The following is a 16495-nucleotide window of genomic DNA, read 5'->3' as shown; positions in this document are numbered from 1 at the left end:
CCACATCAATATAACGGTGGATTAACACCAAATGAGTCAGAACGACAGTTCTGGTTCCCTTATAAAACTGTGGCCAGTTTTACTTGACCACTTGTATGTTGCTGGAGCAAGTCTATTAGCTCTTGGTGGAACAGCTGCGTTTCTAACCCCATCGGTCACTTATGCTGCGTCATTAAGTCAGAGTGAGCGTGATGCAATGAGTCCCGATGATGTCATCTCTTTTCTGAAAAAAGGAAACGACCGATTCGTAAACAGCAAACCATTCAATCACGACTACAAAGCACAAAAACGAAGCAGTAAAGATGGACAGTACCCTGCAGCGGTCCTTTTAAGTTGTATCGATTCCAGAGCTCCAGCAGAAATTATCTTAGATACGGGCATTGGTGATGTATTTAATAGCCGAGTAGCAGGTAATATATCAAATACAGATATTTTAGGGAGTATGGAGTTCGCTTGTGCCGTTGCGGGAGCAAAAGTGGTACTCGTTCTTGGTCATACAAAATGTGGAGCTGTCAAAGGGGCAATTGCAAACGCAAAACTTGGCAACCTGACAGGCCTTTTAGACAAAATAAAACCCGCAATAGGCAAAACAACTTATCTAGGCAAGCGCGATGCGGATAACTATGATTTTGTTGATGCAGTCGCTCGAACAAACGTGATGCTCACTTTAGAAGATATTCGTAAAAATAGCTCTACTTTAGAAGATCTAGAAAAATTAGGAGCTATCAAATTAGTTGGAGCAATGTACGATATCTCAACAGGAAGAGTTGAGTTTATCTAATTAACCTGAGATCGGTTTAAGCCATCGCCATCAAACCAGACTTTTCAGTATTGGTGATGTTGAGTGATGGCTTTTCTGGCTTTAAGCAGTAAGCGATTAAGCCTCCAAGCAAGTTCAACATGAACCCATGCAAGCTACGATGGCGAGAATGCTCTATCTGAGATATGTTCTTCAGCTGGTCATTTATCGTTTCAATAATGAATCGCTTCGATAGCATCGCACGATCCCAAGCGGCTAGGACTTTGGGTTTCATGTTCTTTCGGTGCGTTGTTATCAGCGTAATACCATCTTCTTTTAAGTCTTCAGTTAGCGCTTTACTGATATAGCCTTTGTCTGCATAAAGCTTGTCGAGCAGCCCTTTTGATAATTCACGAACAGGTTTTCTATCATCAGTATTTGCTGGCGTAAGTTTGGCCGCAACAATGTCACCAAGATGATTTGTAATGATGTGAAGTTTAAAACCGTAGAACCAACCGATGGTACCTTTGCCTCGTGCAGCTGTTCCTTTGAACACTTTATGCCTTGGGATGCGTAAGTTGTGGCAGACTTTGATGCTAGTAGAGTCAATAAATTCAATACCTGTCGGCTCTCCTTTTACATGAGTGAAGAAAGAGCTTAAAGGAACAAGCACCGAGGGCATCACCTCCAGAAAGCGGGTATAGCTCAGTAGCGTAGGAAATTCGCTTTTGTGGTATCGGTGAATAATGCCAAGATAGAAATTCTTAAAATCACGTTGGTGCGACATATGAAAAGCAATAATGATGGTCATTATTTCACTTTCAGACATACGTCCTTTGCGCTTTCGTTTACGTTCACCGTGTTCAAGTTGAAGTTTTTGCCATTGAGGTAGAAAAGCCTGACAGAAGTCATCGACATGGCAAAATAAGTCTACTAGTTTGTGCATAGCTGGTTCCTTTGCGATTGTTCTCTCTTGGTCGAAAGATCTGATCGCAGAACCAGCTTTTAGTTCACTTCTATTTTTATCCCGAGTTCAGGTTAATTAGTTGATAGACCAAAGGCTTCGTTCGTCAAGGCTTTTAAGGTTGAGGCAGATTTGTTTAGCGACGATTACTTGAACATAAATGAAGCCTTTTTCTAAATAAATAAGTTAGCTCTTAAAATCCTTTCTATGAGAGAGTGGCAGAGCGGCCATAAAGTGCAATAGATGCCCGTAACACTATCAATCGCTTGTGTTCACGAATATCAGACCAGTCAAATATGAAAGCATAAGCATACTTAGTCACTAAGCGGCTTTCAGTTCAGGATACCAACCTTCGAATACTTCTTCTATACGGGGGTCCATTTCCCATGTCTAAAACAACCAAACACAGCGATACAAATCAAACGAGATTTTGACCACTACCAACCTTCACGATACCGTCGCTCATCCTCAGCTCCACTTACTCAGTAAAGTATCAACGACAAATCACCACGTGCCGATGCAAAGTCATGATATCCTCATTAAATACTTAAAACCTATGCTTAAAGAGTAAGCGCTCATTACTCAGCGTAACTAATCGTCCAACCACAACGATTTAGTCTCTAGCCAAGTTCCAAGGTAGTAGTGCTTCTATTTACTCAAGGATTTCAGCGTATAATAGTTGAGTAAGAAGGGGATGTAGGTAGCTATAGGGTTCCAGCCCTTTCAACTTGGCGGTTTCAACCAAGCTATAGCAGGCTGCACTCGCTTTGACACCTTGTGAGATATCAGCGAACAGCCAAGCCTTACGACCTACCACGAACGGACGGATAGCATTTTCAGCCATGATGTAAATGATACGCAGCTCGTGGTGAAATGCGTAAACCACCATTTTCGACCATTGATTGAGCGTATGGTTGATGACCTTGTAGGTTAAGCTATCTTTGGGGCACTTGCAGAGGCTCTTTTCCAAGAACGCTTTCAACTCATCTAAGAGTGGGCCACTGGGTCCTTGGAGGTAGGCCACGATATCTTCAATTGCTATCTTTGGCTGCTTTTCCCTTAGGTCAGCAGACTGCCGCTCAACACGGTAGAGCTTGTTGATGTTGTTAAGCGCGACACCCGCTTTACTTACTTTAACGTTTTTACCTTTCGGTTGTGCTTTATGCGCATCCACGAACATGCGGCGAGCATGCTCCATACGGCCTACATACGTTAAGCCATATTTCTTATAGGCAGCATTTTACCCCGCACAATCATCGGTTTGCAGGTAGCCTTCGAAGCCTCCAAGTAAATCCATAGGGAAATCGCCACTACGAGTAGGCTCGTAGTGGAACAACACACTTTGCTAGGTGGGTGAGCCTCCTAACAAGGCCCACATGTACTTATCTGAGGCGGATGTTTAGGCAGCTCAGCGCTAAAGGCAAGCTGTGGCAAGGATGAATCGATAGTTTTTATCGACGCAGTTCACCCGACACTATAAACAAAAGTATCTTCCACATTACAGTCCATACCTAAACTCCATAGAGCGGCTATGGAAAGTAATGAATGAGAAGTCGAGGAACAACGTTTACTTCAAAGAAAACGGGACTTCAAGGCGGCAATAGACCAATTTTTTGCTGTGACTCTTCCAGAGGTCGCAGGCTCTTTGACACCTCGAATTAATGACAATTTTCAGGTTCTCAAGGCTGCACCTTCAAGTTAATTCANACAAACAGTATGTATTACAGGAGCACCCTATAATATTGGTGAGTAAAAAAAAGTGGAATATATACAGCACAATATTTATCGTCAATAAACCAGACAACTACAATAGCGCTTGGCTAAAAAAAGTCGACATCTCGCCATACCATAATATTAGCAACCTCTACAGCACACGCTGGTATGATTTAAGCACGCTATTATGGCGATTTATTGCTAACTTCACAAACACAACAATTGATGATAAAGACGCATTAGTGTTTTATTATTCTGAAAGGTCTTTCCTCATTAATGACAATAAAGGTGTAGGATTCTCACAATTCATGTCTCATGAAGCATTCCACTTGTATCACCAAAAAAGATGGAATTATGATCAAAATGGTAATGAATTTATCGAACAATACCCACATAGCCATGAACACTATCAGCTACTCGCGCGCGAAATGACGCTACTTGACCAAGCGTTAGACAATTTATCAGACAAAAACGTATTAAAAAGCACGCTGCGAGACTGGGTTGCGATTAGAGAAAAACGCTATCAGCAATGGCCCCAACTCGTCGCGGAGACGAACAGTGAAACAATGGAAGGAACAGCAACATACGTAGAGCTCAAACCCTTTCTCCTACACTATGATGAAATGTTTGTTCCTGCCGCAAATGACACTGTTCTCTCATTTAATGACTATTTTAATTGGATGATTAGCAGTAACAATCACCATTTACTCGAACGAAGAATGTCTTATGAAAAGGGATTGGCGCTATGCCTCATACTTGACCAACTCTCAGAGACGTGGAAACAAAACCTAGGTGAAAACGGTCCTACACTCTATGAATTACTCAAAACATCAGTGCTCTCATCAGAGCAAGGTTAATACTAAAATCCGTTTGTATCTTAATTTTTCCAATTTAAGAAGTTGACCTCTCAACACTGTACCCTATGGATTCCATTGATAACCTGTCCTGAGAACAAAAAGGATTCCGTTCGTGGCATAACGATTATCAACTCTCTTTCGATCTGTGCCGAGAGGGTGGTTCGTCTTGTGGATAGGCAGAAGAGGCTTAATTTTTTCCCAAAGAGCATCGGAGATTAGGTATTGCGTTGAACTCATTTACAGTGTTTTCAATATGTGTCGATTTAACTCAGACAATACCTATTGAGATAGGTTCTAAGAATTAATGATGAGCTAATCGTAGCGTAAAAAAATATATGGGTAGATATACTCATGGCAAAGATTACACCGATTAAATTATATGAGTTATACCCAAGTGACTTCAAGATGCAGGATTCAGAGCGTTGTCATTGATTCGAGAGCAAGGAAAACAACGCAGCGTAATAGCCAGCTCTTTCCAAGTTGTTTGACGCAGCAATCGAGTCAATGACACGCTCCCAAAGGGCGAGCTGCCTTAGCTTGTATACTTTGTTGCCGATTCTTGATTTAGACCCACTAGACCTTTAAATCGCCGCCGCGTCTACAAACCAAGTCATTCTCGCTGAACCTAGCATCTCGAGGTTACTTGGGTATAAAACGGTTGGTGGAACATGGCCACCAGCTCAGTGTCGTCGCTCAGCAGCAAGCGAGCGGCGGTTTTTCTCTGTTTGCCATCTATAGCACTACCGATGACCTAAAAGCCTACTCAGTGCGCTACAAGCGCGACGATAAGCCAAGGGAATGGCGCTTAGACCGACTAACAGCAATCCTTGAGGAATCCAAGGTTAGACGGTTCGAAGTGCGTCACTTTCAGTAAACTAAATACCGACTATAGCAAAAGCCGGTATCTCAATACAAAACCACCAGCACACAGTAAAAGAAACATGAGTATTTCATTTAGCACATTCATATCTATTGCGTTTTGGATCTACGCAATCACCATATGCATCCTATCCGTCGGGATACTCCAGCTTGCCTTGAGCGAGAAAGCTTGCCGTAATACAGACCTTCAGCTAAACAAATAACCAGCGATTTGATTTCTATGACGCTTGGTAGCGTTGATGCGTTTCTTTGGCCAAACATTACGATAGTTAACCAGATGAATAATCCAATACGAATTGTATCGGTTGGATTTCTTAATAACCAACCTTATCTATGTAAAATCAAATGCCATAAGGACCAACAGGAGCACCCTATTGTGTTCTGGATGCTTCCAACGACGACTGAGAAGCGAACCTGTTAGCACTGAGTCGGTAGAATTCCCCGTTGTGATATTCAATGCTGGCGATGCTTAGCTTTAGTGCGCCTGTCATTATTGGCGTTTCAGATCCTGGCACCCTAACTGAAAACTTAGCGACCTATCAGAAACGGTTAGTGGCATTAAGATTTCAGACCGAGATTCACTCACTTTGAATCTCACTTGTAAAAAGTAGTTATTTAGCCAAGAACTGCTTGATAACGCGAAACAAAGGCTTGGAGGCTCACCAAACCTTCTTTCTTGTGGTATGAACCTCTCTATTCAATGTGCGTTAAAGCGCCGATTTATCTATTATCAATTTTGCTTCGACGTAGTCAGTGCCATGCTTCTTAACACATCATTCTTACTCACGAAGTGATGTTTCAATGCCGCCGCAACGTACAAAGCCACCAGCGTCGCTAATGTGGCACAACCAACGCGATGGACCATAAAGAAAAACTCATTCACTTCGGTATTAGAAATTGGGTTTGGAATGGTAAACAGCCAAAAGAATGGGTACTCGTGCTTAAGCATCAAAAAGCCACTGACAAAGACAACAAACATTACAAGATAGATGGTGCCATGAGCCAATTTAGCCATGCTTTTCTGCGTGCTAGGTAGCTCTGGTGTCTTTCGAAAGAATGACCAACCCCAACGTACGATTAACAACACGGATGCAATGGTCGCGAATGACATATTGAGCGTCGACAACGCATGAAACAGTTGCGGCATATCCATCACAAACAACATGCCATAACCAGCAATGGTAGCGTAGATGATGATCACCGCCATTATCCAATGTAACCATTTACTGAACGCGTCATAGTGTTGTAAGGTATTGCTTTCGCGTTGGGATGAGTCATTTTTAGGTTTGAATGCCTTATTTGGGGGGTGCGGAATCGCTTTCTGGTGCTCACCAGAATCTAGTTTTGACATATTGTCACCACTGAATTTCAATTGGAATGTTCATGGGAATACGGCGACCGAGAGGCGTTCCCATGATGAAGATTGAAGAAATAACGGAAGGCATGAGAGCCTTCCGTCGTTCAAGTAGATTACAAGATGAGGTGAGTACTACTTGCTTACACTGATCATGTCGTTAAAGTAGTCAACTTGTTCGGCCATACTCAAACCTTGGTTGTTTGAACCTAGCGTCCACATAAAGAAACCACCGTAACCGTTATCTTTCTGCCATTTAGCACGGTCTAGGTTGTTTTGACGCGTTTCAACAAAGTTGCCACCTGGCGCCCATTGGCTGTTGATCGTGTTACCTAAAACAATCTTCGACTTGTCTCCAATATATTCAGCATAGTTCGCCATCGCGACGTCGTAGAGGAAGTTTCGACCTGCGTCATATGTCATTACGTTGAAGAAATCGAAGTCGTTCTTGGTTGCTTTCAGCAAATCGATCACTTCACCGTGGTGAGATGAACGGCCTGATGGTTCAATGTAAGAACAATTTTCGAATACACTCGCATCCATACACTCAACTGGGTCTGCACCCACGTGGTAAGTCGTCAGAGACAGAATCTTTGTATTGCCTACTTTCTCACGGATCAGTTTGATCAGAGCAGTCAGATCTTGGTTCTCTTTGTCTGTGATTCGAGCGGCTTTCTCGAAGTCAAAATCTAGACCGTCAATGTGCACGTAGCCTGCTAACTGGTACTTACTGTAATCACAGCTACCATCAGGTTTGGATGCAAGACATTCACCTTCCATCTCTTCTGGTGTCAGATTCTTTTTGTACACAGGGAATGGCGTATGTACCAAATCAACCAATCCAGTTGCGACCGCTTCACGGCTTTGCGGTGTGCTGATCGCTGACCAAATGCTTTCGTACGTTTGACCACCGAACGCCACCATCATAGTTACGTTTTCATTGTCATGCTTAAGTGTTGACCAAGCTAGGTACTGCGTTGGCATCCAATCCGGATTGTAATCAGGTGGCGTTAGCATGCCATCGGAGATCGTAATGTTGCCGCTCGCGTCCCACTTACCAAATGACAATAGGTAACCATCACCCTCTGAATTGAACAACTGCTCGTAATCATTCAAGCCCCAAGATGTTAGGTAACTGATAGAGCGATCTGGGTTATCAACTAAACCACCGCCGCCAGTGCTTTCTTTCACCGTAATGTTAGACGTTGCCGAAGTTTGCTCTTGGCTTGCTGTGTTAACCGCTTTAGCCGTGATCGCGTAAGCGCCCTTCTGTGCACCTAGCCATTCGTATTCGTATGGTGCTTCAGTGTCTTTGAATAGCTCATTACCATTTGCGATAAAGCTTACTGAAGTAATATCACCTTCGTAGCTCTTCGCGTCTGCTTTGATTGAAATCGCACGACCTTCAAAGTAGCTCGAACCATCAACAGGAGAAGACAGCGAAACCACCAAGTCTTTATCGGTGATCGCCAGAGAAATTGGTGCGGCTTCTGCACTTGCACCTTGGTCATCGTAAGCGACCACGGTTAGCGTGTATTGGCCTTCGTCTTGTGCAGGAACTGTAATGGTGTAGGTATCGCCTTGTGATGGAGTGCTTGATGTTGCCACCACTTGACCATTCAACTGAGCTTCAACGCGAGCAACTTCAGTATCGTCAGTCGCATCGACAATCACATCGAACGCTTGGTTTGGTGCAATTTTTTGTCCATCTTGAGGAGATTGAACATCCACCACTGGAACTGGGTTAGGATCACATTGCCCTACTTCGTCCCACGCGTCTTTCCACGCATCTGGATAATCTGGGTGACCTGTTCCCGGCGTCCAAACCGGGTTTCCACACCAACCGGCTACGGTACATGAATAGATGTTGCCGATATTGGTAACTTCATCACCCACCTTGTATGGCACGCCATCTTCGTATTGAGGAACATCGCCACAACTGGTGCCCGTGTCCGTCACAGTAATGGTTAGGCTCTTGCGAGTAACATGTTGTTCGTCATCTTGGGCTTCTGCGCGAAGCGTTGCTGAACCCGCGGTTTGTGCAGTCCAATCACAAGAGAAATCTTGTGTCGTTTTCGCGTCTAACTGACATACTTCAGCATCGTTAGCGAAGAACTTAACCGTCGCTAAGTCATCATCCGCATCGGTAACATTGGCTGAGATCGAAATCGTGTCACCTTTTTGGTGAGAAGAGCCTGCATCTGGCGAGATAAACTCAATCACAGGAGGATTTGGCGCGGTAGATTCTGATTCAACCGTGACTTGTACAGATTGTTCAGTCAGCTTTTCGCCACTCTCGTTGAACGCCATGACAGCAATTGAAGCGGCGCCAAGTTCCGCTGGTAGCCAAGCTTGTTGATACTCGGTCGTTCCGTCTACTACAGGTTGTTCTGCCAGCTTAGTATTGTTGACCCAGAACTCTAGCTTGCTTGCACCTTCACCTTCTACGCTCGTGATGATGTCTACATTCGAGCCAGTGTAAACCACAGAGTTTTGTGCCGGCGCTAAGATATCCAATGAGAACTCTGGTGAAGGAACAACTTCACCATCGACTTTCACCACCACGGAATCTTCAAACGCATTAAGATCCTTCAGTTCGCCGCCAAAAGAGATGGTTAACGCCGCCGACTCACCAGATGCCAGCTCACTGTCTACCCAAGATCCTACTGGGAGTTTGAGTATTACAGCGTTCAACACGCCGTCAGCTTGTGTTGTATGAGCAATCTCCCATGATGGGTATGAAAGGTGATTTGATGCCCAACCAATGTCGTTAATTGCGACAGGCAGTACGAACTCAATCACCGCCTCACGCATGTCTGCGCTGTCTGAGCCAGTGTTTTTGATGTCTAACTTATAGGTGCTCCAGTATTCGCTTTCTGATTGTGCAACCGCATCGGTGCTGAATTCCGCTGCCATGGCTTGTGAAATCGGATTCAACAACAAACCAGAACAAAGCATTGTTAACCCTAACGTGCGATAACCAATGGAGTTTGTCTGCGTAGCACTGCTCTTTCTTAGATACATAATTAAGTCCTTAGTCTTATATTAATTATTTAGGTACTGCACAAAGACCTGCAATTAACGGTTCAATTATTTTTTGCAAGTACACTTAATTTATAAATAAAAATAACCAAGGCAAAAATTCCTACTTACTTCTGGGATAAATATCAAACTTTATCTTTCACAGCGAATACCCCCCCCCAGGGCGACCGCATGAGCGCCTACATTTTCACCACATGACTAAAACCAGCCCTTAATACCGCCTCTAGCATGGTTGTGCTCATCATGCATCGCTTTTGTTTACCGAAAAAGCTTAGCTTGGTTGGCTCCGCTCGAAGCATATTCAAACTCATATGGCGTAAGCAAGACAGATTTTCTGCACCATGGCCTTTGTATATCTGGCAAGCATCTTCATTCTTAGTGACATCAAGCACCCAGTACATTGACTCTATGCCCCAGTGGTCTCTGACTGCCAATGCAGCTTGTTCTGCACTAAGCGCTTTGGAACTAATGTAATAACGGTACTCTAGCTCAACAGATTTGCCTTTCTCAAAGCGGAAGTTTTCAACCATGACAATGCTCTTCAACCCTTTCCAGCGAGAGAATTCATCATCAAGTTTGGTACTTGCAAATACATAGCACTGGCGAGACTATATACGTCCATGCACCTGTTCAAGGCTGATAGTATCTGCCACATTTGCTCGCTGAGATGAGAACGCTTTTTCCAGCGCTTGTCGGAGTTTTCCTTGATTGCTCTTAACTGCCAGCAAATAATCGCCACCTTGCTCTGCAATGGCTTTGGCTATATTAGTCTGACAAGCCATTGCATCAATGGTGACTAGGGCTCCCTTGATATCAAGCATCTTTATCAGCTCAGGAATGGCCGTTATTTCATTACTCTTCTGCTCTGTTTTTAACTGTCCCACACGAGTTTATTTGATGATGCATAAGCACTGATCATATGGATAGTGCTCGACCTATCTTCACGATTGTATGAGCCTCGAAGTGTTTTGCCGTCTATCGCAACGACTTGACCTTGGGTAAGAGTATGTATTGACGACATCCAGTTGATGAAGCACCCATGAAACGACTCTGGTTCAATCGTCGATATTATGCGAGCAATTGTGTCATCAACAGGAATGCCGTTCACAAAGAGGCCATTTCGCTTAAACCAATCATGGTACCCGAGAATGTATTCGCGGATATCATACCAACCTTTTGCGCCCGCTATCACCGCACATAATGAGCCCAAAAGGACTTCAAACAGGTAATAAGTCACTTTTGCACTTTGGCGTTGGTCAATAATCGTTTGGAAATGTTCTTTAAAGTGGTCAATGTGCATGGCGCTCTCCCGAAAAGGGAGTATATGATCACAGCTAAATGTGATCGTCAAATCGATCATGAGTTTGGGTAAAAAATGTTCGCGATCTCACCCTGGTTAGGTATGCCTGAAACTTGTTGTGTTGACTAAAAAACACGCGAAACGGGTTGGTTCTATCTCTAAATTCAATTACGCAACAAAACCATGGGGAAGTGTCGTAGTTCTGACTTTAATTAAGGAGTTTCTTGGTAAGCGAGAATTGTTCAGGGGGCAATCCATGTATAAATTAGAGTTTTTTATAAGTTTTAACTAGGAAGATTCGTAAACTAAGACTTAACATTCATTACCTTTGAGCTGTTCGTTTTATTTTAAAAAAATCATCTTAATTTTAGAGGCGTATAATGTATGCAATTCGTATTAAAAAATTTCTCTATCCGAGTTCAGATTCTGTTACCCATTTTAATTCTAGCACTGGCATTGTTAGTTGCTTTATCAATCGCAATTAACAATATACAAGCTAACAACGTAAAAGGGAGAGCCGCAACTGACTCTGTTTTAGCAATGGATGCATCATTAGTAGATATATCTGAAACGGTGAACAATATGCGGATTGATACATTGAATACATTGATTAATAATCCTAGTCACCGAAAGCAACTTGTCCCCAATTTAATTGAAAGCAAAAAGGAAATTGAGAGACAACTCGTATCTTTACAAAGAGACTCACTCTATGGAAGTGATGCTCATAGTGATCTAGTACTTAGCTCTGTAGATTCATATGTGATGATAGCAACAAAAATGTTAGACATTGTTATGCAACATGAGCAAGCTTCTATAACGAGTGATGATTATGCGTCGTCTTTATCAGATCTAAGGGAGGCTGGTCAAAATATAATCAAAGAGGTTGGTAATTTGACTAAAGATGCTCACAAAGCTGGTCAAGCTACGTTTGCACAGATTGAAGCAGACGACGTTTCAACTGTAAAGGTAGCAACTATAGAAGTTTTATTTATCCTAGGTGTATCAACAATTATTGCTTGGGTTCTCTCAAAAATGATCGTAGCGCCTATCCAACAGCTTCAAGGTGTTATGCGAGAGTTGGCTCAGGGTAATTTAACAGTTCGAGCAACGGTTGAAGGTAAAAACGAACTTTCAATCCTCAGTCAGGATGTCAATACTACCGCGTCCCAGCTATATAGCATGGTTGAACATTTGAATCGAATCAGTGAAGAAGTGGCATCGGCATCAACAGAATTGGCGGCGGTGATGACTCAAGCGGAATCAAATGCACAGCAAGAATTGTCTGAAATTGAACAAGTGGCTTCCGCAGTGAATGAGTTGTCGAGCACGGCAGATAATGTCAGTGATAATGCCTCCGCCGCTGATTCGACGGCTCGTATGGCTGATGAGTTAGCAAAATCTGGTTTAGCGACGTCTCAAGAGAGTGTTCAAGCGAGTGTACAAATGTCGGAGGCATTGAACCATGCGGCAAGCTTAGTACAACGTTTGAAGGATCAATCAGAGAAAATTAATGATGTTATAGCAGTCATTCGTAATGTCTCTGAGCAAACCAATTTATTAGCGTTGAATGCGGCGATTGAAGCGGCTCGCGCTGGTGAAATGGGGCGCGGCTTTGCTGTAGTAGCCGATGAAGTTCGTATGCTCGCTGGACGTACAGAAAGTTCGACTAAGGAAATTGGCGTGATTATCGAGGACTTACAAAATCAATCTGTTTTAGCCAATGACAGTATGCAAACTACGATTGAGATGTTGGCTCATAATAGTGAACTGACCAAGCGTGTATGTGATGCGTTGGTTGGCATCTCAGAATCGGTTTCGGATATTAATGATTCTAATACTCAGGTTGCTACTGCAGCAGAGCAGCAGTCACAAGTGACACGTGATATTAATCGTAACGTGGTTAACATTTCTGAGCTCGTGAACCAAAATGTCACTGGTATTAGCCAGATTGCCAGCGCGAGTGCTGAGCTTTCGCAACTTGCCGAGAAGCAAAAAGCCCAACTTGCTTTCTTTAAGTTGTAAATTGTTAGGTATTCTAGCCTTGATTTCAAAATTCAGATATCGGATCAACCTACGCTTTTTTGCAGTTAGGTTTGACCTCCATCAACCAGAAGGTGATATTCTATTGGTCAAGAAGTTGGACGATTAGGCCGTATTCGCATTTCTAATCTTACTATCTAGGTGAGGCTTTGTTGTTGCTTAGTAAATGAACCTAATTGCTCTACATTTTGATTAGCCCATTCGCCCGCTAGAGGTAAATATACCGCTTAAGGCTTGCCACATCAATATTTCGCTGTTCAAGGACTGGCATCACCTAACCAAACTCCTCCCTCATGGGAGGAGTTTTTAATACTAAAGCGTCGGAAAAACTAGCTCGTCTTATCGAGCTTTTCTTTATCGATGTGCGCTTCATCAATATCTGCGTATTTCTCGATAAACTTAATCTTTGAATCGGCTTTCAAGAAGCTTGAAGTAGCGATTTTTTCGGCAATAGTTAAACGGCTCTCGATGTCTTCCGCTTTCAGTTTGTCGCTGACTTTTTTGAAAAGTGACATAGGGTTTCCTTTATTATCATTAACGTGAGAGGGAGTGCCAGGGATTCAACCCGACGGATATTAGCCAGCCGCTTGAATACGGCTCACTTCAACTTTGACTTCTGACCAGTCTTTTTCGACTTCACCCACAATTGTCACTTTATCTTCAGGGGTAACAGTGAGGCCATTCCATTGATCATCATCAATTTCTATCACAATGTTATGCATGCCATCACTGAACTGATACTCTTCCTCGCCCACAATGTGGGTAATGTTACCCGTCAATTGCACCACAGATTCATCACGTGCTTCTAATGCTTGAGCCACTGTAGTGCTGGCTTGTGCCATTGGGCCGTTGAAGCCACCTGAAAATTTTTGAGGGTTCGCCATAGCCAAGCCAGAAACAAGAAGTAGAGCTGAAGCCGTAAGTGTTTTTTTCATTATTGTCATCCCATAGGTAATAATTAAGTACAGGGTGACTATGACAAAGTCTGATTGAATGATAGGTGAATATAGCAGTCATTTTCCATTCATAAAGCCGATAGAGGGTAGCTCACATTCGACAGGATGCTTAAAATTAATTAGCCTACTTATCTGATCTGCTCCAGCTCGACTGGACACTTAATTAAGCGACATGTTGTTGTTCAAAGTTAACAGGGCCTAGATACCCAAGAGCCTGTGCCTTCTTGTCCGATTATAATCAACCTCTATATATTCGAAGATCGCTTGGTGCATCTCGTCTCGCTTCATGATCGGCTCATATTGGATCGCTTCAACTTTTATTGAATGGAAGAAGCTCTCAACACAAGCGTTGTCCCAGCTGTTCCCTTTTCTACTCATACTTTGCTTTAGATTATAAGCGATTATGAGGTCCCGATAGTCTTTTAAGCAATACTGGCTACCTCGATCACTGTGAACTATAACTTGCTCAAGGAATCAGCGACGGAACAAGGCCATTGATAACGCATCGCAGAGCAGCGTAGCAGTCATTCTGGTATCCATAGACCAGCCGACTACATTTCTTGAGTAAAGATCAGTAATTACCGACAAGTACAGCCAGTCTTCGCTTGTGGCAACGTAGGCGATGTCACCCACCCCGGATCCGCTGCGTTAAAGTCCTAAGCCAGCAGGTTCGAAGCAACAGGCATTTTATGCTTGCTGTCTGTTGTACACTTAAACTTGCGTGCGGCTTTCAGAGTCAAATCCTGACGCTTCATACTGACTGCAATGGTTTTAACATTATGATTATCACAGTTTGCAGCCAGTTCTTTTTGAATGCGCCTCGCACCATCTCAGCCTTTGCTGCTGTCTAACGCATCCTTGACCTTGGTATCAAGCTCTTGGCTATTTGCCTCGCGTTGAATAGCCTTGTGATGGTGCTTAATCTAATAACAAAACCCACTTCGAGATACCCCGAACACCTTAGCCATACGTACAACATTGAGGCACAGCAAGTGTCAAGCATAAATTCGTAGCAATCTACTTTAGATTTTTAGTGAAGTAGGTGGCGACCTTTTTACTTTATCTAGCTCTTCAGATTGCTCAGCAAGTTGCCTTTTAAGTTTGGCGACTTCAGCGGCTAGACCTTTTTCCCGCTAACTGGTACTGGTGTCTTTCTTCGCAGCCTTACGCAAACCGTAGACCTGGGATTCGTGTAACGAGAGCTGCTACTCCCACTTTACCTGCTAGCTTCAGGGCCTCTGCTTTAAATTCAGGGGGAATGGATAATACGTTTTATCTTGCTTGTCATGGTTCACCTCGTTAGTGGTTGTACTCACTTAACTCGGTGTCCAAAACTGCTGGTGCGGTTTATCCCTAATTCAACTGCAAAGTGCAACACTCGACAATATCAAGCAGCCAATACCATTTCTTTAAAGACAATAGCTAGTTTCTTGAAGTCCAAACACTTTTTCGGTCGATAATTTATCCGCGATAAAGCGAATTCAATATCTCTGTCTGTTACAGGGTGAGCGCATGAGTGCCTAGTTTTTCACCATTTGACTAAAACCAGCACTTAATACTGCCTCTAGCATCGTTGTATTCATAATGCAGCGCTTTTGCTTACCAATAATGCTTAGCTTGGTTGGTTCTTCTCGGAGCATGTTCAAACTCATATGACGTAAGCATGATAGGTTCTCTGCTCCGTGGTCTTTGTATATCTGGCACGCATCTTCATTCATGGTTACATCAAGCACCCAGTGCATTGATTCTATGCCCCAATGTTCTCTGACTGCCATCGCTGCTTGCCCTGCACTGATCTTTTTTGAACTGATGTAATAACGGTAATCTAGATCGACAGATTTGCCCTTCTCAACGCGAAAGTTTTCAACCATAACTATGCTCTTCAAGTCTTTCCAGCGAGAGAAGTCACTTTCAAGTTTCGTACTATCAAAAACATAGCATTGGCGAGATTCTATACTCCCATGTCCTTGCTCAAGAGAAAGGTCATCAGCTATATTAGCTCTCTGAGAAGAGAACGCCTTTTCTATTGCTTGGCGGAGTTTTCCTTGGTTGCTCTTTACGGCAAGCATGTAGTCGCCACCTTGCTCTATAATGGTTTTAGCAATTTTAGTTTGGCAAGCCATAGCATCAATGGTTACTAAGGTTCCCTTAATATCAAGCATCTTTATCAGTTCGGGGATCGCTGTAATCTCATTGCTTTTTGCTTCGGTTTTCAGCTGTCCCAACACGAGCTTGTTTGACGAAGCATAAGCACTGATCATATGAATGGTGCTCGCCCTGTCTTCACGATTGTATGAGCCTCGAAGTTTTTTGCCATCAATCGTAACCACTTGACCTTCGGTAAGGATGTGTATTGATGACATCTAGTTAATGAAGTATTCATGAAACTGCTCGGGGTCAATCGTTGAGATTATTCGAGCAATCGTGTCATCTACAGGAACACTATGTAAAAATAGGCCATTGCGCTTGAACCAATTATGATGACCGAGAATGTATTCACGGAAATCAAACCAGCCTTTCGCGCCAGCAATCACCGCACATAGCGAGCCAAAAAGGACTTCGAAGAGGCAATAAGTGACCTTAGGGCTTTGGCGTAGATCAGTAATCGTTTGAAAATGTTCTTTGAAGTGATCGATGTGCATGATGCTTTC

The 16495-nt window shown here is 43.2% G+C and carries 9 protein-coding genes and 7 pseudogenes; 5 read left to right on the top strand and 11 right to left on the bottom strand.

Annotated elements, in window-relative coordinates:
* Positions 1-91: 91 nt before the first annotated feature.
* A complete protein-coding gene (locus B7360_RS01615; protein WP_254048112.1) occupies positions 92-781 on the top strand; it encodes a carbonic anhydrase family protein in 690 nt (229 codons plus the stop codon).
* 16 nt (positions 782-797) lie between these two features.
* On the opposite strand, the gene B7360_RS01610 is transcribed toward B7360_RS01615, so the two are convergent.
* Positions 798-1685 carry an IS982 family transposase gene (locus tag B7360_RS01610; protein WP_085342601.1) on the bottom strand — a complete coding sequence of 296 codons (888 nt, stop codon included), beginning with the start codon at positions 1683-1685 and terminating at the stop codon, positions 798-800.
* A gap of 670 nt (positions 1686-2355) precedes the next feature.
* Positions 2356-3042: pseudogene (locus B7360_RS25195) on the bottom strand (transposase).
* Positions 3043-3190: 148 nt separating this feature from the next.
* On the opposite strand from B7360_RS25195, the pseudogene B7360_RS01600 reads away from it, so the two are divergent.
* Together B7360_RS01600 and B7360_RS01595 are read left to right on the top strand one after the other, a co-directional pair.
* Positions 3191-3405: pseudogene (locus B7360_RS01600) on the top strand (transposase); the annotation flags it as partial.
* Between the two features lie 319 nt (positions 3406-3724).
* On the top strand, positions 3725-4273 hold the full coding sequence (locus B7360_RS01595) for a hypothetical protein (RefSeq protein WP_216819527.1): 549 nt from the start codon (positions 3725-3727) through the stop codon (positions 4271-4273).
* A 69-nt stretch (positions 4274-4342) separates the two neighbouring features.
* Here B7360_RS01595 and B7360_RS01590 read toward each other — a convergent pair.
* Positions 4343-4510, bottom strand: a pseudogene (locus tag B7360_RS01590) (transposase); the annotation flags it as partial.
* 406 nt (positions 4511-4916) lie between these two features.
* Between B7360_RS01590 and B7360_RS24965 the strand changes: the two are divergent.
* The gene (locus B7360_RS24965; RefSeq protein ID WP_164673205.1) at positions 4917-5147 is read left to right on the top strand and encodes a hypothetical protein; all 231 of its coding nucleotides are present in this window, start codon (positions 4917-4919) and stop codon (positions 5145-5147) included.
* Positions 5148-5882: 735 nt separating this feature from the next.
* On the opposite strand, the gene B7360_RS01580 is transcribed toward B7360_RS24965, so the two are convergent.
* The 3 genes and pseudogenes from B7360_RS01580 to B7360_RS01570 form a co-directional block, all read right to left on the bottom strand.
* Positions 5883-6503, bottom strand: a complete 621-nt coding sequence (locus B7360_RS01580) for a cytochrome b (protein WP_085342598.1) — start codon at positions 6501-6503, stop codon at positions 5883-5885.
* Between the two features lie 138 nt (positions 6504-6641).
* Positions 6642-9530, bottom strand: coding sequence for an Ig-like domain-containing protein (locus tag B7360_RS01575; protein ID WP_085342597.1), 2889 nt, complete (start codon positions 9528-9530; stop codon positions 6642-6644).
* 197 nt (positions 9531-9727) lie between these two features.
* Positions 9728-10848 (bottom strand): annotated as a pseudogene (locus B7360_RS01570) (ISAs1 family transposase).
* A 384-nt stretch (positions 10849-11232) separates the two neighbouring features.
* Between B7360_RS01570 and B7360_RS01565 the strand changes: the two are divergent.
* Positions 11233-12870 (top strand): methyl-accepting chemotaxis protein, encoded by a 1638-nt coding sequence (locus tag B7360_RS01565; RefSeq protein WP_085342596.1) that lies wholly within the window; start codon positions 11233-11235, stop codon positions 12868-12870.
* 347 nt (positions 12871-13217) lie between these two features.
* On the opposite strand, the gene B7360_RS01560 is transcribed toward B7360_RS01565, so the two are convergent.
* From B7360_RS01560 to B7360_RS01545, 5 genes and pseudogenes are all read right to left on the bottom strand, one after another.
* Positions 13218-13403: a hypothetical protein gene (locus tag B7360_RS01560; protein ID WP_085342595.1), complete on the bottom strand. Its 186-nt coding sequence runs from the start codon at positions 13401-13403 to the stop codon at positions 13218-13220.
* Positions 13404-13463: 60 nt separating this feature from the next.
* Positions 13464-13823: a YgiW/YdeI family stress tolerance OB fold protein gene (locus B7360_RS01555; protein ID WP_085342594.1), complete on the bottom strand. Its 360-nt coding sequence runs from the start codon at positions 13821-13823 to the stop codon at positions 13464-13466.
* A gap of 184 nt (positions 13824-14007) precedes the next feature.
* A pseudogene (locus B7360_RS01550) lies at positions 14008-15132 on the bottom strand (IS3 family transposase).
* A gap of 99 nt (positions 15133-15231) precedes the next feature.
* A pseudogene (locus tag B7360_RS25190) lies at positions 15232-15345 on the bottom strand (IS30 family transposase); the annotation flags it as partial.
* Positions 15346-15364: 19 nt separating this feature from the next.
* A pseudogene (locus tag B7360_RS01545) lies at positions 15365-16486 on the bottom strand (ISAs1 family transposase).
* Positions 16487-16495: the final 9 nt, after the last annotated feature.

Origin of the sequence: Vibrio sp. ArtGut-C1 (assembly GCF_002105475.1) — a bacterium.
Taxonomy (GTDB): domain Bacteria; phylum Pseudomonadota; class Gammaproteobacteria; order Enterobacterales; family Vibrionaceae; genus Vibrio; species Vibrio diabolicus.
The sequence above is the reverse complement of the archived record's forward strand: the minus strand, read 5'-3'. Positions and strand labels throughout refer to the sequence as shown.

Bases quoted from the DNA above. Each gene is read 5' to 3' on its own strand.
- B7360_RS01580 (WP_085342598.1), bottom strand. From the start codon at position 6,503: ATGTCAAAACTAGATTCTGGTGAGCACCAGAAAGCGATTCCGCACCCC.
- B7360_RS01560 (WP_085342595.1), bottom strand. From the start codon at position 13,403: ATGTCACTTTTCAAAAAAGTCAGCGACAAACTGAAAGCGGAAGACATC.
- B7360_RS01575 (WP_085342597.1), bottom strand. From the start codon at position 9,530: ATGTATCTAAGAAAGAGCAGTGCTACGCAGACAAACTCCATTGGTTAT.
- B7360_RS01555 (WP_085342594.1), bottom strand. From the start codon at position 13,823: ATGAAAAAAACACTTACGGCTTCAGCTCTACTTCTTGTTTCTGGCTTG.
- B7360_RS01610 (WP_085342601.1), bottom strand. From the start codon at position 1,685: ATGCACAAACTAGTAGACTTATTTTGCCATGTCGATGACTTCTGTCAG.
- B7360_RS01595 (WP_216819527.1), top strand. From the start codon at position 3,725: ATGTCTCATGAAGCATTCCACTTGTATCACCAAAAAAGATGGAATTAT.
- B7360_RS01565 (WP_085342596.1), top strand. From the start codon at position 11,233: ATGCAATTCGTATTAAAAAATTTCTCTATCCGAGTTCAGATTCTGTTA.